The sequence below is a fragment of the Mitsuaria sp. 7 genome (genome assembly GCF_001653795.1).
Lineage (GTDB): Bacteria > Pseudomonadota > Gammaproteobacteria > Burkholderiales > Burkholderiaceae_C > Roseateles.
In genome coordinates this window covers 2,624,621-2,643,297 of record NZ_CP011514.1, presented here as the reverse complement: position 1 = coordinate 2,643,297, position 18,677 = coordinate 2,624,621, and the positions used below count along the sequence as shown (strand labels likewise).

At 69.5% G+C, this 18,677-nt stretch carries 17 protein-coding genes; 7 read left to right on the top strand and 10 right to left on the bottom strand.

Translation table 11 applies throughout. The features are described 5' to 3' along the window. Positions 1 to 5: 5 nt before the first annotated feature. The 4 genes from ABE85_RS11705 to ABE85_RS11690 form a co-directional block, all read right to left on the bottom strand. Entirely contained in the window at positions 6 to 1,418 is a 1,413-nt protein-coding gene (locus tag ABE85_RS11705; RefSeq protein WP_067274325.1) for a CmpA/NrtA family ABC transporter substrate-binding protein, read from the bottom strand. 110 nt (positions 1,419 to 1,528) lie between these two features. Further along, a complete protein-coding gene (locus tag ABE85_RS11700; protein WP_067274321.1) occupies positions 1,529 to 2,194 on the bottom strand; it encodes a response regulator transcription factor in 666 nt (221 codons plus the stop codon). After that, positions 2,191 to 3,396 carry a PAS domain S-box protein gene (locus ABE85_RS11695; protein ID WP_067274318.1) on the bottom strand — a complete coding sequence of 402 codons (1,206 nt, stop codon included), beginning with the start codon at positions 3,394 to 3,396 and terminating at the stop codon, positions 2,191 to 2,193. The genes ABE85_RS11700 and ABE85_RS11695 overlap by 4 nt, the downstream gene beginning before the upstream one ends. Before the next feature lie 48 nt (positions 3,397 to 3,444). Beyond that, positions 3,445 to 3,996 (bottom strand): carboxymuconolactone decarboxylase family protein, encoded by a 552-nt coding sequence (locus ABE85_RS11690; RefSeq protein WP_067274315.1) that lies wholly within the window; start codon positions 3,994 to 3,996, stop codon positions 3,445 to 3,447. A gap of 136 nt (positions 3,997 to 4,132) precedes the next feature. Here ABE85_RS11690 and ABE85_RS11685 point away from each other — a divergent pair, with 136 nt between their 5' ends. Then, positions 4,133 to 5,041, top strand: a complete 909-nt coding sequence (locus ABE85_RS11685; RefSeq protein ID WP_067274312.1) for an AraC family transcriptional regulator — start codon at positions 4,133 to 4,135, stop codon at positions 5,039 to 5,041. A gap of 42 nt (positions 5,042 to 5,083) precedes the next feature. Continuing rightward, the gene (locus ABE85_RS11680; protein ID WP_231993285.1) at positions 5,084 to 5,431 is read left to right on the top strand and encodes a DUF2024 family protein; all 348 of its coding nucleotides are present in this window, start codon (positions 5,084 to 5,086) and stop codon (positions 5,429 to 5,431) included. Between the two features lie 89 nt (positions 5,432 to 5,520). On the opposite strand, the gene ABE85_RS11675 is transcribed toward ABE85_RS11680, so the two are convergent. Both ABE85_RS11675 and ABE85_RS11670 read right to left on the bottom strand, forming a co-directional pair. After that, entirely contained in the window at positions 5,521 to 6,477 is a 957-nt protein-coding gene (locus ABE85_RS11675; protein ID WP_067274309.1) for a tripartite tricarboxylate transporter substrate binding protein, read from the bottom strand. Positions 6,478 to 6,534: 57 nt separating this feature from the next. After that, positions 6,535 to 7,407: a fumarylacetoacetate hydrolase family protein gene (locus ABE85_RS11670; protein ID WP_067274305.1), complete on the bottom strand. Its 873-nt coding sequence runs from the start codon at positions 7,405 to 7,407 to the stop codon at positions 6,535 to 6,537. Positions 7,408 to 7,595: 188 nt separating this feature from the next. Here ABE85_RS11670 and ABE85_RS11665 point away from each other — a divergent pair, with 188 nt between their 5' ends. From ABE85_RS11665 to ABE85_RS11650, 4 genes are all read left to right on the top strand, one after another. Further along, a complete protein-coding gene (locus tag ABE85_RS11665; RefSeq protein WP_067274303.1) occupies positions 7,596 to 8,546 on the top strand; it encodes a LysR family transcriptional regulator in 951 nt (316 codons plus the stop codon). Between the two features lie 258 nt (positions 8,547 to 8,804). Continuing rightward, positions 8,805 to 10,034, top strand: coding sequence for an MFS transporter (locus ABE85_RS11660; RefSeq protein WP_082938547.1), 1,230 nt, complete (start codon positions 8,805 to 8,807; stop codon positions 10,032 to 10,034). A 36-nt stretch (positions 10,035 to 10,070) separates the two neighbouring features. Next, entirely contained in the window at positions 10,071 to 10,787 is a 717-nt protein-coding gene (locus ABE85_RS11655) for a FadR/GntR family transcriptional regulator (RefSeq protein WP_082939021.1), read from the top strand. 40 nt (positions 10,788 to 10,827) lie between these two features. Beyond that, complete coding sequence (locus ABE85_RS11650; protein WP_067274299.1) at positions 10,828 to 11,838, top strand: SDR family oxidoreductase; 1,011 nt, start codon at positions 10,828 to 10,830, stop codon at positions 11,836 to 11,838. 57 nt (positions 11,839 to 11,895) lie between these two features. On the opposite strand, the gene ABE85_RS26955 is transcribed toward ABE85_RS11650, so the two are convergent. The 3 genes from ABE85_RS26955 to ABE85_RS11640 all read right to left on the bottom strand — a co-directional run bounded on the left by ABE85_RS26955 (position 11,896) and on the right by ABE85_RS11640 (position 15,166). Beyond that, positions 11,896 to 12,357: a cupin domain-containing protein gene (locus ABE85_RS26955; protein WP_157522245.1), complete on the bottom strand. Its 462-nt coding sequence runs from the start codon at positions 12,355 to 12,357 to the stop codon at positions 11,896 to 11,898. Continuing rightward, the gene (locus ABE85_RS11645) at positions 12,243 to 14,549 is read right to left on the bottom strand and encodes an acyl-CoA dehydrogenase (protein ID WP_067274296.1); all 2,307 of its coding nucleotides are present in this window, start codon (positions 14,547 to 14,549) and stop codon (positions 12,243 to 12,245) included. The genes ABE85_RS26955 and ABE85_RS11645 overlap by 115 nt, the downstream gene beginning before the upstream one ends. A 152-nt stretch (positions 14,550 to 14,701) precedes the next feature. Continuing rightward, positions 14,702 to 15,166: a hypothetical protein gene (locus tag ABE85_RS11640; RefSeq protein WP_067274293.1), complete on the bottom strand. Its 465-nt coding sequence runs from the start codon at positions 15,164 to 15,166 to the stop codon at positions 14,702 to 14,704. 236 nt (positions 15,167 to 15,402) lie between these two features. Here ABE85_RS11640 and ABE85_RS27525 point away from each other — a divergent pair, with 236 nt between their 5' ends. Then, positions 15,403 to 16,230 carry a DUF3667 domain-containing protein gene (locus ABE85_RS27525; protein WP_067274290.1) on the top strand — a complete coding sequence of 276 codons (828 nt, stop codon included), beginning with the start codon at positions 15,403 to 15,405 and terminating at the stop codon, positions 16,228 to 16,230. A 24-nt stretch (positions 16,231 to 16,254) separates the two neighbouring features. Here ABE85_RS27525 and ABE85_RS11630 read toward each other — a convergent pair whose 3' ends face one another. Further along, positions 16,255 to 18,465: an ATP-binding protein gene (locus ABE85_RS11630; protein ID WP_067274288.1), complete on the bottom strand. Its 2,211-nt coding sequence runs from the start codon at positions 18,463 to 18,465 to the stop codon at positions 16,255 to 16,257. Between the last annotated feature and the right edge of the window lie 212 nt (positions 18,466 to 18,677).

Below are 18,677 nucleotides of genomic sequence, written 5' to 3'. Positions count from 1 at the left end.
CCCGCTCACGCGCGCTTGATCGCGAAGCCGGCCACGTAGGCATCGGGCTGCGCGGGATCGAAGGTCTTGCCCATGACGCTGAACTTCGGATACGCGCCGTCCGGAACCGCCTGGTCGAGCGCCTTCATCTGCTTCTTCGCGTCGGTGAGCAGGAAGACCTTCTCCGCGATCTGCCGGTAGTTCACGTCGCCCTTCAGGTAGCCCCAGCGCTTCATCTGCGTGAGCATCCACACGGCCATGCTCTGCCACGGGATCGGATCGAAGTCCGCGCGGTCCGGAACGACGCGCACGTTGCCCAGGCCGTCGGCGAACTTGCCGGTGAGCACCTGCGCGATCACGGTCTCCGGCTGGTTCAGGTAGGCCTGTGGGGCGATGACCTTGGCGATCAGCTCGCGATTGCGCGCCTCGCGCGCCATCGCGGCGGAGGTGAGCACCGCGCGGTACAGCGCGGCGAAGGTGTTGGGATTCTTCTGGATGAATTCGGTGCTGGTGCCGAAGGCGCAGCAGGGATGGCCGTTCCACAGCTCCTTGGACAGGATGTGGATGAACCCGACTTCCTCGAACACCGCCCGCTGGTTGAAGGGATCCGGACCGAGGAACCCATCGATGTTGCCGGCGCGCAGGTTGGCCACCATCTCCGGCGGCGGCACGACGCGGATCTGGATGTCGCGATCCGGATCGAGGCCCGCTTCCGCCACGTAGTAGCGCAGCAGGAAGTTGTGCATCGAATACTCGAAGGGCACGGCGAACTTGAAGCCCTTCCACGACTTCGGATCGCGCTTGTCCTTGTGCTTCATCGCCAGCGTGATCGCCTGGCCGTTGGTGTTCTGGATCGTCGCCACGTTCATCGGCGTGGCCGTCGCGCCCAGGCCCAGGCTGATCGCCAGCGGCATCGGGCTGAGGAAGTGCGTGGCGTCGTACTCCTTGTTGATCATCTTGTCGCGGATCAGCGCCCAGCCGGCCGTCTTCACGACCTCGACGTTCAGTCCCTGCTTCGCATAGAAGCCCAGCGGGTGCGCCATGATCAGCGGCGTCGCGCAGGTGATGGGGATGAAGCCGATCTTGAGGTCCTTCTTCTCCAGCGCACCGCGCTCCTGCGCCATCGCCTGCAGCGGCGCGATCGGCAGCACGCTGCTGATCGCCGCCATCGCGCTGCCGCGGCCGACCGCGCGCAGGAAACGGCGCCGCAGCGCATCCTGCGGGAACAGCGCCTTCACCAGCGCGGCTTCGACGAACTGGTTGGACTCGGCTTCAATGTCCGCCGTATCCATCGCATCAGCGCGCCGGCGCAAGGTCGTCGCGGCCTGCTCGCGCGCCACGTCGCGCGCATGCTCCGCATCGCTGCCGTGGCGTCCGCACGCGCAGCGCATCAGCAGCGGTCTGTCGGCGTCGTAAGGGTCGTGGCGGAGGTCGCTCATCGCTGCTTTCCAGGTCGGTGGACGGATGTCTCCACTCTAGGAAAGCGCGGGCTATCGCGGCATCGTGCGTGCCGTGGTTCTTGTGTAGGGCTGGAACTACACGGCGGGCCTCAAGGCGCGAGGAGCTCGCGCCTCACGGCGAAAAGCGTCAGCTCCACGTCGTTGCGCACGCCCGTCTTCTCGAGGATGCGCGCACGGTAGGTCGACACGGTGTTGGAGGACAGGACGAGCTGCTCCGCGATCTCGCCGACGCTGCGTCCTGCCACCAGCATCTGGAAGACCTGATGCTCGCGGTGCGACAGCACCTCGTGCAACGGCACGCCGTCGTCTGCTGCGACACCGTCGCCGATCGCGGCAGCCAGGTGCTCGGCAACGCTGGGCGTGATGAAGCGGCGCCCGCGCGCGACGGTGCGCACGGCGTCGATCATCTGCTCGCTGTCGGCGCTCTTGTTGAGGTAGCCGGCCGCGCCGAGCTTGAGGCTGCGCACCGCGTACTGCCGGTCCGGATAGGTGGAGAGCATCAGCACGGGAAGTTTCGGGAACTCGCTGCGCAGCGCCTTGAGGATGTCGAGTCCGTCGCGCTGCGGCATCGCGATATCGAGCAGCACGACGTCCGGCCCCGCGCCCGCCGCGGCGCCTGCGCGCACCTGCTGGATGGCCTCGGGGCCATTCGCGGCTTCGCCCATCACGCGCAGGTCGCTGGCCTCGGCGAGGATCTGCTTGATCCCTTCGCGCACGATGCGGTGGTCGTCGCAGATCAGCACGCGGATGGTCATGAGGCACTTCCTTCCGGCGATGCGCCTTCAAGCGGCATGACCAGACGCACGGTCGTGCCGCGCCCGGGCGCGCTGGCGATGCCCAGCCTCCCACCGAATTGCGCCGCGCGTTCGCGCATGCCGAGCACGCCGTAGCTGCGTGCATCGTTGAGCGCCTCGTCACGCGCGCCGATGCCGTCGTCGCTGACCTGCAGGTAAAGCACCGGATGCGGCGGCGCGTCGACGTCGATGCGGATGTCCACGCGCGAGGCCTTCGCATGGCGTGCCACGTTCGACAGCACCTCCTGGAAGATCCGGAATACCGCGATCGCCAGGCCGCCTTCGGGCGGGACGACGTCAGCGGCGACGAAGATGCGGAAGCGCACCTCGCGCTCGTCGCTGCCGGCGAGCTGGAACTCCTGCGCCTGCCACTCCAGCGCGGCCCACAGGCCCTGGTGGTCGAGGATGCTCGGACGCAGGTCCGTGATGATGCGGCCGACCGCGTCGACGGCGGTGTCGACGAGACCGCCCATGCGGTGGCACTTCGCGACCATCGCGGTGCGCTGGGTTTCGTCGCCGACACGGCGCTCCAGCCAGTTGACGTCCATCTTCAGCGCGACCAGGAGCGAGCCGAGTTCATCATGGATCTCGCGTGCGATGCGCTTGCGTTCGGTTTCGCGGACGGCCTCGAGGTGATGCGCGAGTTCGCGCAGCTGCGAGGTCCGCTCGGCGACGCGGCGTTCGAGCTGGTCGTGGCTGGTCCGCAGCAGCTCCTCGGCATGCTTGCGCTTGGAGATGTCGACGAAGGTGACCACGGCGCCCTGGACCTCGCCGTGCTCGAAGAGCGGGTAACTGGAGTACTCGGCCGGGAAGGCGCTGCCGTCGGCGCGCCAGAGGACCTCGTCGTCGATGCGGCAGGGATCGCCGCGGCGGAAGGCGTTGAAGATCGGGCAGTCGCACTCCCGGTACCCGCTGCCGTCGCCATGCGAGTGGTGGATCAGCGCATGCATGTTGCGCCCGAGCACCTCGTCGGTGCGCCAGCCCAGCGTGTCGCAGGCGGCGCGATTCACGAAGGTGCATCGGCCGTCCATGTCGATGCCGAAGATGCCCTCGCCGGTGCTCGCGAGCAGCAAGGCGAGCCGGCGCGCGGCCTCGTCAGGCGAGGCCTGATCGAGGACTTCAGTCGAAACGGCGGGAGCGGGCAGGGCGGTCGACGCGGACATGCCCCGCGGGTGTGCAAGGGATGTGCCATGCCCGGCCGCCATGCGGGCTCAAGCGCGGCGGAGCTTCACCGATGGGAAGTCGACCGGCACCGCGAGCGCGACGTTCACGTAGTTCGTGAAGAGGTTGAGCGCGACGTGCGCCAGGATCTCGACGATGGCGCCGTCGTCGAAGCCGACGTCGCGCAGCGATTGCACGTCGGCGTCGTCGACCTGGGCGCGGTCGTTGACGACCTTCAACGCGAAGCGCAGTGCGGCGGCGGTCTTCGGGTCGCCGGACTCGCCCATCTGGGCGGCGGCCATTTCATCGGAGCTCGCGCCGGCCTTGCGACCCAGCGCGGTATGCGCGGCCAGGCAGTACTCGCAGGCGTTGCGATCCGCGATGGCGACGGCGATCTGCTCGCCCAGCTTCGCGGGGATCACGCCGCCGCCGAGGGCGCCGAAGCTGCCCCACAGGCTCTTGATGGCGGCGGGCGAGTTGGCCACGGCGCGGAACATCGCCGGCGTGGCGCCGAAGGCGCCCTGGATCTGGTCGAGCGCGATCTTGGCGTCGCCCTGGGCTTGCTTGGGATCGACGAGGGCGACGCGGGAAGTGGTGGACATGAGGGTTCCTTTCGATGGTGTGGGACGGTTGGCTGTGTCGAGCAGCGTGTTGCTTGTGTTGGCCGCCGGACGTCAGTGTGGTCGTCGCGGGAGTACCATTGGCCGCGTTTAATCCATCAAACGCATCCAAACGTCCATGGCTGCCGCATCCTCCTCATCGACCGCGTCGCTGCCGCCGATCGACCGCTTGTCCTCGTTGCTGGAGCACTTCCGTGTTCGCGCGCGGCTGTTCCACGTCGGGCCGCTGTGCGGCGTGAACCCCTTTGATCCGGTGCCGGGGCGAGGCTTCCTTCATGTGATGAAGCGTGGAGAGATGGAGCTCCGCCATCCGGCGAGCGTCGGCCTGCCGCGCAAGCTGCGCGTGAACGAGCCCTCGCTGCTCTTCTATCCGCGCCCGGTTGCACACGAGTTCCGCAACCCGCCGCGCGAGGGTTCCGACTTCACCTGCGCGGAGCTGGAGTTCGACGGCGGTCCGCTCAATCCGCTGGCGCGCGCGCTGCCGCCGCTGGTGCTGCTGCCGCTGGCGCGCGTCGAGGGGCTGGAGATGTCCCTGCAGCTGCTGTTCTCGGAGACGGAGCGACTGCGCTGCGGTCAACGCGTGCTGGCGGACCGGCTGTTCGAGGTCGTGCTGATCCAGCTGCTGCGGTGGCTCATTGATCACCCGGCAGAAGCGGGCGTACAGCCAGGGCTCGTGACGGGCCTGTCCGATCCGCGCGTCGCGCTCGCGCTGGCGGCGGTGCACGAGGCACCGGGCGAGGCGTGGTCGCTGGAGCGCATGGCGGAACGCGCGGGCATGTCGCGCAGCGCGTTCGCGGCGCGCTTTCGCGAACTGGTGGGACAAGCGCCGGCGGCGTATCTCGCCGACTGGCGACTGAGCCTCGCGCAGGAGCAGCTGCGGCTGGGCCGCTCGATCAAGCAGATCGGCGATCAGCTCGGCTATGCGAATGCATCAGCGCTGTCGCGGGTCTTCACGCAGCGCGTGGGGAAGTCGCCGAGGGAGTGGCGGCAGGGGTTGGTGCAGCAGGACGAGTCGAGCGCTGCGTGAGAGTGGCAGTGACGTCGACCGCATGTCGCATCGGACGAACTGATGCGGGCGCTGGACGTTCAGTGGCGTTCGTCGCGCCACGGCCTTCCACACTGGGCCATCGACAACTTCCCCGATGTGGACCCCATGAAGATCGCCGTGTTCGACACCTACGTCACCCGTCCCGACGGCCGCCTGATGCATTTCGACATCCTCGTGCCGGACGCGTCCCGCGCGCAGGAGCAGGTGCTTGCCTTCGGCCGCAGGTACCTCGCCGCGAAGGGCCTGCCGGCGCATCAGCTGTCGGCCGAGGAGTGCCGCTTCTGCCACATGGAAATTGCGCCGGAGCCTGTCGTTGAAGAGATTGCGCGCGAAGGTTTCGCGATCATCGAGTTGGGCAATTGCGAGTGAGTCGATAAGCGCCAGGCGCTGATCGACCCTGGCTGGCGGAGCAGCGAGCGCACGATCCGACGCCAACACGTCCGCAGCGCGTGGGCCATTCACTCCAATCGACCCATCTGCCGGACCGTGCTGGTCACGACCCGCGCGTCCTGTTGGATGTAGGAAGAGAAAGCGGGCGCGTCCAGGTAGGCCATCGATGAGCCCATCTGCAGCAGCGTCCGCTGGAGCGACGGGCTCGCCGCGACCTTGCGAAGCGCCTCGCGCAGGGTCGCCTGGATCGGCTCGGGCGTACCGGCGGGAACGAAGACACCGGACCATTGCGAGAACCGGACCTCCCAGCCTCGCTGCTGGAGGCTGGGCACGTCGGGCAGTGCGGCCAGCGGCTTGTCGCCCCAGTGGGCCAATGCGCGCAGCCGGCCGGCCTGGAGGTAGGGAAGCACGGACGAGGTGCCCGCCGCGATCGCGTCCACCTGTCCGCCGAGCAGGCCCGTCACCGCCGGCCCCGCGCCGGTGAACGGCACGTGGGTCATCTGGAAGCCCGCCGCGGCCTTGAACATTTCCATGGGCACATGCATCGTGCCGTAGTTGCCCGAGCTGCCGTAGTTCAACTTGCCGGGCCGCCGCCGCGCGTCCGCGACGAATTCTCCGACCGTGCGCCAGGGCGCGTCGGACCTCACGACGAGCACCGTCGGGTCCGCGGTGATGCGCGCCAGTGGCTGGAATTGCGAGGGCTGGAAATGCGGCTTGCGCGCCAGGATCTGGTCCGCGACCGGGAGGATCGAGAACGAGCTGAGGCTGAACAGCAGGGTGTACCCGTCGGCAGGCGCCCGGGCCGCGACGCCGATGCCCAGGGCGCCGCCCGCGCCGCCGCGGTTCTCGACGATGACCGTCTGGGAGAGCTCGCGCCGCAGGGCGTCCGCCAGCGGCCTGGCGAGCGTGTCCGCCACGCCGCCCGGAGGGAAGGGGACGATCAGGGTGACGACCTTGTCCGGATAGGGACGGGGCGCCGCGGACGCGATCGCGGCAAGCCCCAGCGAGAGGGCGGCGAGAACCATGCCCGATGTCCGACGCACGATGCTTGTCATGGGAGACCCCTTGTACGGTCGAGCGGTTCAGACCACGCGGTTGTGGAGCGCGCCGAGTCCGTCCACCTCGATGCGGATCTCGTCGCCGCGCTGGAGCCACACCGGCGGGGACAACCCCATGCCGACGCCGGCCGGCGTCCCCGTGGCGATCACGTCGCCGGGGAAGAGCGTGATGCCGCGCGAGATGGTCTCGATCAGGGTCGGGATGTCGAAGATCATCTGCGACGTCGGACCGTCCTGTCGGAGCTCGCCGTTCACCCAGCACTTCACGCGCTTGCGCACGACGTCGAAGCCGTCGGCGGTGACGATCCAGGGGCCCATCGGGCAGAAGGTGTCGAAGGACTTGCCGAGGTCCCATTGCGAGTGGCGCACCTGCACATCCCGGGCGGTGACGTCGTTGACGATCGTGTAGCCGAACACGTGCTCGAGTGCCGCATCGCGCGCGATGTTCTTGCCGCCCTTGCCGATGACCACGGCGAGTTCCGCCTCGTAGTCGATCTGTTCGGAGATGTGCGCGCCAGGGAGCCGGATATCGGCGTGCGGGCCCACCACGCAGTCGGGCACCTTGGTGAAGACGATCGGCCACTGGTCGACCACGGCGCCGCTGTCCAGGAACACCGAGTCCTTCAGCTCCGCCGCATGGGCGCGATAGTTGCGACCCACGCAGAACAGGTTGCGGCGGGGCTTGGGGAGTGGCGCCAGCAGCCGCACCGCGTCGATGGCCACGACGAACGCGGCCAACGGCGGCAGCGGCAGGCCGGCGGCCTCGCGCTCGATGATGGGCAGCGCGCCGAGCGCCGCCTCCGCCTCGTTCAGCACGAAGGGCGTGATCGACTGGAGGTCGTCGGTGACCAGGCCGACGTGACGCCGGCCGTCGGCGGCAAACGATGCGATTCGCATGACTTCGATCTCATGGCGGTGAAAGGGAATCGCATGCTAGGAGTGCGATGGCATCGCGGGAAGCACCAATCCGGACCAATCCGGCGAGGCCACGATCCGCGAATAGCGAGACAGCGAGACAGCGAGGCGCACAGGCGCGTAGCGAAGGCGGTGTTCTATGCTGGGCGATCCCACCAACGGCTCGCTCCATGGACGAACTTCGCGCCATCTCGACCTTCATCCGGTCCGCCGAGCTCGGCAGCTTCAACCGCGCCGCGCAGGCGCAGGGAACGACCGCGCAGGCGGTGAGCAAGAGCGTGCATCAGCTGGAGCAGCATCTCGGCGTCCGGCTGTTCCATCGCACGACGCGGAAGAACTCGCTGACGGAGGAGGGCCAGCGCCTGCTCGACTCGGTGCGGGCGAGCATGGAGGGTCTCACGTCCGCGCTGGAGGGCATCCGGAGCGCGGCGCGTGAGGACGAGGGCCTGATCCGGATCAGCGCGGGCGGGTCGACCGGCCGCAAGGTGGTGCTGCCGCTGGTCGCCGCGTTCAGGAAGACGCATCCCCGGATCACCTTCGACCTGATCCTGGAGGATGCCGCGACGGACGCGGTCCGGGAGCGGATCGATCTCGGGTTCAAGGCGGGCAACGCGCCCACCCACCAGGTGGTGTCCCGCCGGCTCTTTCCGATCCAGCTGATCCTCTGCGCCACGCCGGAGTACCTGGCCGCCCACGGCGCGCCATCGACGCTGGACGACCTCGCGCAGCACGACAGCGTCGGCTATCGGCAGCCGGGGACGGGACGGCCGCTGCCCTGGGAATTCCAGGTCAAGGGCGAGACGGTCTATCGCGGGATGAAGCCCGTGGTCTGCTGCAGCGATCCGGAGGCGGAGATGCATGCGGTGCTGGCCGGCATGGGCGTCGGCCAGATCGACGGCATCAACGCGGCGGCGTTCATCCGCGACGGTGTGCTCGTGCCGCTGCTGGTCCGCCATGTCAGCGAGCGCATGGGCTTCTACCTGTACTACGCGCAGCGCACCGACATGCCGGTCCGCGTCCGGCGCTTCATCGATTTCGTCGCCGGGCAACTGCGCGGCGGCACGGCCTTCCATCTGTCCGCAGCCGAGCTCCGCGCCTGCGGTCAGGCAGCGCTGCCGTAGGCACGACGCCAGCGCGGACTGGCAGGCAGTTTCAACTGGGAGTTGCTACTCAAATCACCGACCGGTAGCTACTGGCCGGTCCGCGGAATTTCTACATTGCCGTCACCGCTTCACGGCGCGCCGAGCAGGACAAGGTCCCGCACGGTCCGCCGCGACTTCGACCGGACCGCCTTGTGGAAGTTCCCCATGACCAGCACGCCAGCCATCGCCCCCGTCGTCCCCGACGTCCCTGTCATCCCATCGGGTTCCCGCGCCTCGATGAACGCGTCGACGCCTTCACCGAACAGTCGCTCCGCGCCGGACCCCGTGGTCGGCCCGTCGCCTGAAGGCGTCGCGCCCTCCGCCGCGATGATCCTGCTACTCGCCGTCTCGACCGGCCTCGGCGTGTCGTGCCTGTACTTCAGCCAGCCGATCCTGGTCGAGCTCGCCAGCGATCTCGGCGCGACCGCCCACCAGATCGGGATGGTGCCGATGCTGACGCAGCTGGGTTATGCGCTGGGCCTGCTCCTGCTGACGCCGCTGGGTGATCGATTCGATCGCCGCCGGGTGATCCTGGCCAAGTTCGCTGCGCTGATCCTCACGCTGCTGGTCTTCCCGCTGATCACGGGCTACGGCCCGTTCCTCGTGGCGAGCGCGGTGCTGGGTCTGACCGCCACGCTCGCGCAGGACGTGGTGCCGATGGCGGCGGCGCTCAGCGGCGTCGCGCAGCGCGGGCGGGTCGTCGGCAAGGTCATGACGGGGCTGCTGCTGGGCATCCTGCTGTCGCGGGTGGCCAGCGGCCTGGTGGCGCAGACCCTGAACTGGCGCTGGGTCTACGGGATGGCCGCGGGGGCGCTCGCGCTGGCCTTCGCCGCCAGCTGGCGCTGGCTGCCGTCGGTGCCGCCGGCCCGTCGCACCACCTATGGCGCACTGATCCGCTCGCTGGCGGACCTGTGGCGGCACCAGCCGGCGCTGCGTCGCGCCGCCTCGGCCCAGGCCCTGCTGGCGGTCGCCTTCAGCGCCTTCTGGTCGACGCTGGCGATCATGCTGCACGAGCGCTTCGCGATGGGGACGTTCGGTGCGGGGGCCTTCGGTCTCGTCGGTGCCGCCGGCGCGCTCGCAGCGCCGCTCGCGGGCATCGTGTCGGACCGGCGCGGTCCGGCGCTCGTCACGAAGGTCGGCGCCGCCCTGACCGCACTGGCCTTCGTGGCGATGACCGCGATGCCATGGCTGAGCACGCCGATGGCGCTGGCCGTGCTCGTGATCACCGCGGTGGTGTTCGACTTCGGCGTGCAGGCGGTGCTCGTGGCTCACCAGACCATCGTCTACGGCCTGGATCCCGCCGCGCGCAGCCGGCTCAACGCGCTGCTCTTCACCACGATGTTCCTCGGCATGGCCGCCGGCGCCGCCCTGGGCAGCGCGGTATTCGCGATGGCGGGCTGGACCGGCGTGGCCGTGCTGGGGGCCATCGCGAGCGGCGGCGCCCTGCTGATCCGCCTCGGTCGCTGAGCGCTCGTGCCCTTGGCGCCACTGCCGCAGACCGACATGACTTCCGAATCCCCATTGCAGGCACCGACCGCGCGCGTCGAGTCGACCGGTGCGGCCCGCCGATGCAAGGACGCCTTGCTGACCGGCCTGCATCGCGGCGACTGGCGACCCGGCGACCGCCTGCCGACGGAGCGCGCGTTGTCCGAAACGTTCGCGATCGGGCGGACCACGGTCCGGCGCGTTCTCGGCGAGCTCAAGGACCTGGCCCTGATCACGCAGCGGGTCGGCAGCGGCACCTACGTGGCCGAGCGGGCGACGATGGTCCTGGCAGCCCTGGCCGCCGATCGTCCTGCCGCGTCGACGACGCCGGCCGAGCTGATGGAGGCCCGCATCGCCTTCGAACCGGCGCTCATGGCGCTGGTGATCCGTCGGGCGACGCCCGCGGACTTCGAGCGCATGGTCCATTGCTGCCGCGAGGCGGAGTCGGCCACGACGGTCGACGACTTCGAGCAGTGGGACGGGCGCCTGCACGAGGTCATCGCCGACGCGACGCACAACCGGTTCTTCTCGAGCGTGTACCGCCTCATGAATCACGTCCGTGCGCAAGGCCGGTGGGGCGCGCTGAAGCGCCGCGGGCTGACGCGGGAACGACGCGCCGCCTGTGAGCGAGAACACCGGATGCTGGTGGAGGCGTTGATGGCGCGCGATCTCGCGCGCGCCACCCGGATGGCCGGTGCGCACCTTCATCACGTCCTTGAATCCCTGTCCGGCTAGGGCCGGATGTCCTTCACTTCAACCACCCCTGCGGAGATCCATGTCCAACGATTCGACTTCCGGCTCGAACAGCCGTCGCAACTTCGTCAAGGTCGCCGCCACGAGTGCCGTCGCGCTCGCCGGCACGACGCCCGCCTTCTCACAGGAATCGCGCATGTCCAACGCCCCGTCGGCGGTCCTTCCGCCTGTCACCCGTCCTCGTCCGCCGTTCAAGGCCCAGCACCAGGCCTGGCCGGGCCTGTCGCGCGACATGTCGCCGCCGCCCGATCTGGGCGAGTCCACGTACCGCGGGTCCGGCCGGCTCGCTGGCATGCGCGCGTTGATCACCGGCGGCGACAGCGGCCTCGGTGCCGCCGCGGCGATCGCCTTCGCCCGTGAGGGGGCCGATGTCGCCATCAACTATCTCCCGGTCGAAGAGCCCGATGCGCGGGAGATCCTCCGGCTGATCCGGGCCGAGGGTCGCCGCGCGGTCGGCCTGCCCGGCGACCTCCGGGACGAGGCCTTCTGCCAGAAGCTTGTGCGGGACGCTGCCCGGGAACTTGGCGGCATCGACATCCTCGTCAGCAACGCCGGGCGCCAGCAGGTGCGGGCGACGATCGCCGACCTGAGCACCCAGGACCTGGACGACACCTTGAAGACCAACGTCTACGCGCTGTTCTGGCTGAGCAAGGCGGTCATCCCCTTGATGCAGCCCGGTTCGGCGATCGTCGTCACCTCGTCGCGACTGGCGGGCGATCCGCAGGGCAATCTCATCGACTACGGCATGAGCAAGGCGGCGGGGATCAACTTCGTCAAGTCGCTGGCCAAGCAGCTCGCGCCGCGCGGGATCCGCGTCAATGCGGTGACCCCTGCGCAGGTCTGGACGCCGCTGCACGTGACGGGGGGCTCGACGCCGGAGAACCAGGTCGCACTGGGCGGCGCGTTGCCGCTCGGACGGCCGGGACAACCCGCCGAGATCGCGCCCTTGTTCGTCGCGGCCGCGGATCCCGCGCTCGGCTTCTCGACCGGGCAGATCTTCGCGGCCACCGGCGGCGTTGGTCAGCCGGGCTGACAACTCCTGGTCCTTGGCGCGGGGCATGGCGCCCGCGCCTGTCCATGCACCTTGTCTCTACCCCCGCTCGATGGGCGACCCATCGCTTCTGGTGAAACGGCGCTCGTCGCCGTCGTGATGCAGGACCACGTCGTGGTCCGGGTAGTGGACGGTCCCCTTCGACACACGGGTGCCCACGACGAGGTACACGACCTCCGAGGCGGAGCGGTTCTCCAGGCAGTGAGCCACCGGTGCGCCGGCGGCCCAGGCGGCCGACTCGCCGGCTTGCAGGACGGATTCGTCGTTCTCGACGAGCACCAGCTCGCCGGAGAGCACGTACACGAATTCGTCTTCCGTCTCGTGCCAGTGTCGATGCGAGGAACGGGAGCCCGGCGGGAGACGTTCCAGCCGCGCGCCGAACTGCGTCAGGCCTGCCTGATCACCGAGGACGAGCTCGGCGTACGGGCCATCGTTCTGTCCGGAGAAGCGATTGACGACGCCGGGGTGGTCGGTCCAGAGGGCGGTATTGAGCTTTGGCATGGCGGCGGCTCGGTGGTGGGCAGAGGCGTTTGAGTCTGCCCAGTGTCGCCTGCGCTTGCGGGCTTGTCCTCGTCCACTGCGATCACCTGCTCGGCGGCTCGCAGATAGGCCAGTGCCGCCTCCGGATCCCGCGAGCTCCGCGCCACTTCCTCCAGCGAGCCCGAACGGCGCAGCGCCTTGTTGAGTTCAGGGACCTCGTCGCCCAGCTTGTGCGCCGCTTCGAGCGCGTGCATCAGGTCGAGCAGGCCGCCGCGCTTCGGGCGCGAGACGTCGGGGCACAGGCGGCGCACCAGCTCCGGCTGCGTGCGCAGCGCGTCGGCCAGCGCGATGGCCTCGCGGTCGCGCAAGGGGGCGAGGTGCCCGGTGCCGTGCAGCAGCATCGGCGCCACCGCGCGCAGGAAGCCTGAAGGCAGGTTCGCGTACAGCTCCCGCAGCAGCGTCGCGGCCTCGTGCAGCTGCAGGCGGATCGCCGCGCGCGCCACCGGCAGCGTCGCCGGGTCGTTCTCCACCTGGTAGCGCCACACGCAGGCCGCGGCGAGGTAGAGCGCCGACAGCACGTCGCCCAGCCGCGCGGACAGCAGCTCCATGCGCTTGAGCTTGCCGCCCAGCAGACCCATGGCGAGATCGGCGGTGAGCGCGTAGCGGGCCGACAGCGAGGCGATGAGCGTGGCCTCGGCGCGCAGGTCGGCTGGCGGCTTCCCGCGCAGCGGCGCGTGCGCCAGGCTGCGCCAGAGGTTGCGCATCACGTGGCCGACGTGGCCGGCGAGGGCGCGACCCAGTCGCTCCTCGTCCTTGGTCTGCACCGCCTTCATCTCCTCCAGCACGAACGGGTGGCAGCGCGTCGCGCCCTGGCCGAAGATGATCAGCGCGCGCGACAGCAGGTTGGCTCCTTCCACCGTGATCGCGATGGGCGCATGGCGGTAGGCCACGCCCAGCAGGTTGCGCGGCCCGGAGATGATGCCCTTGCCCCCGAGCACGTCCATGCCGTCGTTGACCGCGCGACGACCCGCTTCGGTGAGCTGCACCTTGAGGATCGCGCTGGCGACGCTGGGCTGCTCGCCGGCATCGAGCGCCGCGGCCGTGTAGCGTCGCGCGGCGTCTGTTGCGTAGAGCCGCGCGGCCATCTGCGCGGTGATGCCCGCGATCGCGTGGAAACGTCCGATGGGCAGGCCGAACTGCTCGCGCACCTGGCCGTAGCCGTTGACCACGAACAGCGCCGTCTGCTGCATCGCCGCGCCCAGCGCCGGCAGCGAGATGGCGCGGCCGGCGGCCAGGCATTCCATCAGCATGCGCCAGCCCTGACCGACACGTTCTTCACCGCCGATCACCCAGTCCATGGGCACGAAGACATCCTCGCCGCGGATCGGGCCGTTCATGAATGCCGAGTCCATCGGCCGGTGGCGATGACCGATCTCCATGCCGGGCGTGGGCACGGGCAGCAGTGCGCAGGTGATGCCGAGCGCCTGCTCGCCTTCGGGCCGGGAAGGGTCCACGGCCTGGAAGGCCAGGCCCACCACGCTGGCCACCGGCGCGAGCGTGATGTAGCGCTTGTCGAAACGCACGCTGAAGCCGCGCACCGTGCGGCCGTCGATGACGCGTTCGGTGAGCACGCCGCGGTCGGGAATGGATGCGGCGTCCGAGCCGGCGTAGGGGGAGGTGAGGCCGAAGCAGGGCAGTTCGCGGCCATCAGCCAGGCGCGGCAGGTAATGCTGTTGCTGATCCGGGGTGCCGTAGCGCAGCAGCAGTTCGGCCGGGCCCAGCGAGTTGGGCACCATCACCGTCACCGCGCAGGCGGTGTTGACGGTGGCGATGCGGGTCACCACCTCGGCATGCGCGTAGTGGCCGAAGCCCAGGCCGCCATATTCCTTGGGAATGATCATCCCGAAGAAGCGGTGCTCGCGCAGGTACTGCCAGACCTCGGGCGGCAGGTCGCCGGCCTCGTCGATGGCGTGATCGTCGAGCATCGCGATGAGCGTCGTCACCTCGTGGTCGAGGAAACGACGCTCCTCATCGGTGAGACGATTCGGGCCTTGCGCGATCAGCGCGTCGAAGTCGGGCTGACCGGCGAAGAGCTGGCCCTCGAAGCCGACGGTGCCGGCTTCGAGCGCAGCCCGCTCCGTGTCGCCCATCGAGGGCAAGGCCTTGGAGAAGGGCGTCATCGCCAGGCGCCCGAGGAGTCGGTGAAATCCCATGGCTCCAGACTAGATCCGCGTGCCCGTCGACGAGGTCAGCGTGGAACGCACTTGGGCGTAGGACTTGAGGACGCTGGCCCTCACCCCCGCCCTCTCCCGCAAGCGGGAGAGGGAGCAAGAAGCACCTGCGCGCGTCCGGAGCGGCCGAGCGCTCAGCGCTTCGCCTTGGCCTTCTCCACGTCCATCTTGCTGTCCGGGTCCAGCGTGCGCACGAGGTAGCGCGTGCGGGCGTCGAAGGACCCGCGCGCGATGACGACGCCGGGGTTCTCCGCGTGATACACGGCCGCTTCGAGGATCACCGGATCCTTCGACGGCGCGATCAGCCAGCCGCCCGGTTCGACCTTGGGCAGCGGCGAGCACGGCAGCGGGCCGGTGTGTTCCGCGATGCCCTTCTCGGGATACCAGATCACGCACTGGCCCTTCTTGAGCGGCAGCAGCGGCGCGGGGATGCGGTTCTTGGCCGTCACGTTGAAGTAGGAGTTGTCCTGCCCCGGCGCGGCGCGGCCCAGGTCCCGTTCGGGATCGGAGGCCTTGCCGACGGACTGGGCAGTGGCACCGATGCCGGTGAGCAGGGCAGCGGTGCCCAGGACGACGGCTGCGAGGTGGCGAATGGTCATGACGAGCTCCTGTTGTGATGTCGGCCTCCTCCTGAGGCCCTCGCCGACAACAGGCAACCGGCATGCCAGTGGTGCCCGCGATGCCAGTGCCCAGGCGCGAAGTCCCTCGCGAACTCCCCCCGCGGACCCGGATGAACCCGATCAGGCGCTCGCGCCGTCGCGACCTATCATCCTCGGCGCGTGACCGGCAGGGAGTGAAGGGCCGGCGCGCCCATGACGACTTCCGAGCCCCCGCCATGACGCCTCTCTCTCCGTCCCACGCCGCCGTGACCTGCCACAACTGCGATCAGGCACTGCAGCCCGGCGGGCACTTCTGTCCCCACTGCGGCCAGGAAGCGCACCTGCATCCGGCCTCGATGCGGGAGTTCATCCATGAGTTCATCGGCCACTACGTCGCGCTCGAAGGGCCCTTGTGGCGGACGCTGTGGGCGATGCTGTTCCTGCCCGGTCGTCTGACGCGCGAGTACTTCATCGGCCGGCGTCGGCGCTATGTCCAGCCGCTTCGCCTGTACCTGAGCCTCAGCTTCGTGTTCTTCATCGCCGTGCATCTGCTGCCGGGCGAGCACCTCACGGTGCAGCGCGACGACCGCGCCATCGCGCAGGCCCGGCAGGGCAGTTGCTCAACCCTGGGCAGCACCTGCAACTGGTGGGAGAGCCGCCTCGACCGCGTCGGCGAGCGTCTGGCCAGCGGGTCCGTCGCGCAGGTGCAGAAGCGCATGGACAAGCTCGCTCCCTACGCAATGCTGCTGATGCAGCCGGTTTTCGCCGGGCTGCTGGCGCTGATGTTCCTGCGGCGACGGATGAAGTATGCCGAGCACTTCGTCTTCTCACTGCATCTGCACGCCTGCTGGTTCGCGGCCTATCTGCTGGCGATCGTGGTGCCGGCCGCATCGTCGGTCATCGCCGCGCTGGTCCTGCTGCATGGCTTCATCGCGTTGAGGACCGTCTACGGCACGAGCTGGTGGGGCAGCGTCTGGCGCGGCGGGGTGCTCGCGGCGCTCTATCTGCCGCTGCTGCTCGTGGGTGTCGTCGGCCTGGTGGTCGGCGCGGCGCTGCTCGGTTGAGCGAAGGGTCGGGCGAGCGACCCGCTAGCCCCCTGCGTCCAGCAGCTCCTGCATCACCTGCTCCAGCTCGTTGAACTCCACCGGCTTCACCAGGTGGGCGTCGAAACCCGCCGCCGCCGTGGCCTCGCGATCGGAGCGCTGGCCCCAGCCGGTGATCGCGATCAGCGCGAGCGGCTCGGCGCCGCGCGTCGATCTCAGTTGTCGTGCGACGTCGGTTCCCGAGAGGCCCGGCAGCCCGATGTCCAGCAGCACCACGCGGGGCTGCGTGCGCTCGAACACGGCGAGCGCCTCCTCGCCGCTGTACGCGACCGTCGCGCGATAGCCCACGCCGCGCAGCACCTCGGCGAGCGTGTTGGCGGCGTCCACGTTGTCGTCGACCACCAGCACCAGGGCCCGTGACTGTGCCTGCGCCATCGTGGCGCGCGTGCCATCGCCGCCGGTCCCCGGCGCGTCCGTCAGCGGGGTCAGGTCGTGATCCGCCAGCGGCAGGCTGACCGTGAAGCGGCTGCCCTGTCCGATGCCGTCGCTCTGCGCGGTGATCGTGCCGTCATGCAGCTGCACGAGCTGCCTGGACACCGCCAGGCCGATGCCCAGCCCCGACGGCGACGCGCCGCGCGCGTCGATCCGCGTGAAGAGCTCGAAGACCCGCGGCTGCATCGCCGGCGCGATGCCGACGCCCCGGTCCGTCACCGTGATCTGCGCCCGATGCCCGACCACCTCGACATGCACGCGCACCTCGCCCGGCTCCGGGCTGTACTTGGCCGCGTTGTCGAGCAGGTTGCCCAGCACCTGCTGCAGCCGCGTCGGATCGCCGTCCACCGGCACCGGCGTCGGCGGCAGCGACAGCGTGACGCGGTGCTTCATCTCGACGTACAGCGGCTCGATCGCCTCCAGCGCCTGCTTCACCACCGTGCGCAGGTCGATGACCTGGCGCTTGAGCTCGACCACGTTGCGCGTGATGCGGCTCATGTCGAGCAGGTCGTCCAGCAGCCGCGCCATGTGCGCCGACTGGCGCGCGATGATGTCCGTGGCCTGCGCGCGGGTGTCGTCCGAGGAAGACTGCCGCAGCATCGCCACCGCATAGCGGATGGGCGCCATCGGGTTGCGCAGCTCATGCGCGAGCGTGGCCAGGAAGGAGTCCTTGCGCTCGCTCTCGCGGCGCAGTTCCTCCTGCGCCGCCGACAGCTCGGTGACGTCCACCGTCGCGCCGATCACCCGCTGCACCTGCCCGTCGTGCGCCGTGATCGGCCGCAGCGAGGTGAGCAACTGGTAGGTCCTTCCGCCGTGCGTCGTGCGCTGCGCGAGGTTCATCGATTGGCCGGTGATCACCGCCTCGCGCACGATGCCGGCGAACTCGGGTTCGCCGACCAGGCTGCCGACTTCCGCGCCGATCAGCGCCTCGCGCGTGAATCCCATCGGCGTGTTGAACGCCCAGGTGTAGCGGCCCATCACGTCGCATTCCCAGGCCATCACCTTGCCGCTCTGCAGCGCGAGGTGGAAACGCTCCTCGGCCGCCTGGCTCGCGCGCAGCGCTTCCTGCTGCGTGGTGACGTCCACCGCGACGCCGTAGGCATGCACCGCGCGGCCTTTCGCGTCCAGGCTCACGTAGCCGTCGAACTGCGTCCAGACGACCTCGTCGTTGTCCGCGCGCGTGATCGGGCAGGCCAGGCTGAAGCGGCCGCCGCTTTCCGTGGCGTAGCGGTAGCGGTCGCGGAAGCGCGCGGCGTCCTGCGCGGACATGCCGGCGAGCATGTCGTCCATCGACGCCCAGGTCCGCCCGAACAGCTGCTTCGCGCCGCCGCCGGTGGTGGCGAAGCCGGTCACCGCGTCCCAGTCCCAGGTGATCATGCGGCCCGCCGCCAGCGCGAGGTTGAGCCGCCGCCGGCTGTTGCGCTCCTTCTGCATCAGACGGCCCGCCCACGCCGACACCGACGCGACCAGCGACCCCGTCAGCAGGAACAGCACGACCAGCGCCGCGTCCGCGATCGAGTTGACCGGGAAGATCTGCCCGACGGGGTCGATCCAGAAATAGAGGATCGCCAGGCTCGCCGCCACCAGGAAGGTCAGCGCGGGCGCGAGGCCGCAGACCAGGCCGACGATCACCAGCGAGGGGAAGTAGGGCAGCAGCGGTTCGCGGCTGTTGAGTGCCGGTTGCAGGAACAGGTTGAGCCAGGTCGCGGCGACGAAGACGAGCACCGCCGCAGGCCAACGCAACCAGAACCTCTCGATGACCATCCGCTGCTCCTCCCCCATGCTGGCGCAGCTCCGATTCGGGCGCCTCGCGTCGTTGCAAATCCTCGCCATAGCACCGCTATGGCTCCGGTTTGCGCCTAGCGAGGCATCCCGAATCGGAGCCGCGCCAGCACGGGGGAGTCGTGCGGTACGTTTATGGGGTGAGCATACCGAGGCAGGGAGGGGAGAGACCGCCGCGCGTGTCCCCAACGTGT

What these genes read in the sequence shown, in the direction of transcription:
- ABE85_RS11705 (WP_067274325.1), bottom strand. Translation starts at nt 1,418, where the DNA reads ATGAGCGACCTCCGCCACGACCCTTACGACGCCGACAGACCGCTGCTG.
- ABE85_RS11700 (WP_067274321.1), bottom strand. Translation starts at nt 2,194, where the DNA reads ATGACCATCCGCGTGCTGATCTGCGACGACCACCGCATCGTGCGCGAA.
- ABE85_RS11695 (WP_067274318.1), bottom strand. Translation starts at nt 3,396, where the DNA reads ATGTCCGCGTCGACCGCCCTGCCCGCTCCCGCCGTTTCGACTGAAGTC.
- ABE85_RS11690 (WP_067274315.1), bottom strand. Translation starts at nt 3,996, where the DNA reads ATGTCCACCACTTCCCGCGTCGCCCTCGTCGATCCCAAGCAAGCCCAG.
- ABE85_RS11685 (WP_067274312.1), top strand. Translation starts at nt 4,133, where the DNA reads ATGGCTGCCGCATCCTCCTCATCGACCGCGTCGCTGCCGCCGATCGAC.
- ABE85_RS11680 (WP_231993285.1), top strand. Translation starts at nt 5,084, where the DNA reads ATGCGGGCGCTGGACGTTCAGTGGCGTTCGTCGCGCCACGGCCTTCCA.
- ABE85_RS11675 (WP_067274309.1), bottom strand. Translation starts at nt 6,477, where the DNA reads ATGGTTCTCGCCGCCCTCTCGCTGGGGCTTGCCGCGATCGCGTCCGCG.
- ABE85_RS11670 (WP_067274305.1), bottom strand. Translation starts at nt 7,407, where the DNA reads ATGCGAATCGCATCGTTTGCCGCCGACGGCCGGCGTCACGTCGGCCTG.
- ABE85_RS11665 (WP_067274303.1), top strand. Translation starts at nt 7,596, where the DNA reads ATGGACGAACTTCGCGCCATCTCGACCTTCATCCGGTCCGCCGAGCTC.
- ABE85_RS11660 (WP_082938547.1), top strand. Translation starts at nt 8,805, where the DNA reads ATGAACGCGTCGACGCCTTCACCGAACAGTCGCTCCGCGCCGGACCCC.
- ABE85_RS11655 (WP_082939021.1), top strand. Translation starts at nt 10,071, where the DNA reads ATGACTTCCGAATCCCCATTGCAGGCACCGACCGCGCGCGTCGAGTCG.
- ABE85_RS11650 (WP_067274299.1), top strand. Translation starts at nt 10,828, where the DNA reads ATGTCCAACGATTCGACTTCCGGCTCGAACAGCCGTCGCAACTTCGTC.
- ABE85_RS26955 (WP_157522245.1), bottom strand. Translation starts at nt 12,357, where the DNA reads ATGCCAAAGCTCAATACCGCCCTCTGGACCGACCACCCCGGCGTCGTC.
- ABE85_RS11645 (WP_067274296.1), bottom strand. Translation starts at nt 14,549, where the DNA reads ATGGGATTTCACCGACTCCTCGGGCGCCTGGCGATGACGCCCTTCTCC.
- ABE85_RS11640 (WP_067274293.1), bottom strand. Translation starts at nt 15,166, where the DNA reads ATGACCATTCGCCACCTCGCAGCCGTCGTCCTGGGCACCGCTGCCCTG.
- ABE85_RS27525 (WP_067274290.1), top strand. Translation starts at nt 15,403, where the DNA reads ATGACGCCTCTCTCTCCGTCCCACGCCGCCGTGACCTGCCACAACTGC.
- ABE85_RS11630 (WP_067274288.1), bottom strand. Translation starts at nt 18,465, where the DNA reads ATGGTCATCGAGAGGTTCTGGTTGCGTTGGCCTGCGGCGGTGCTCGTC.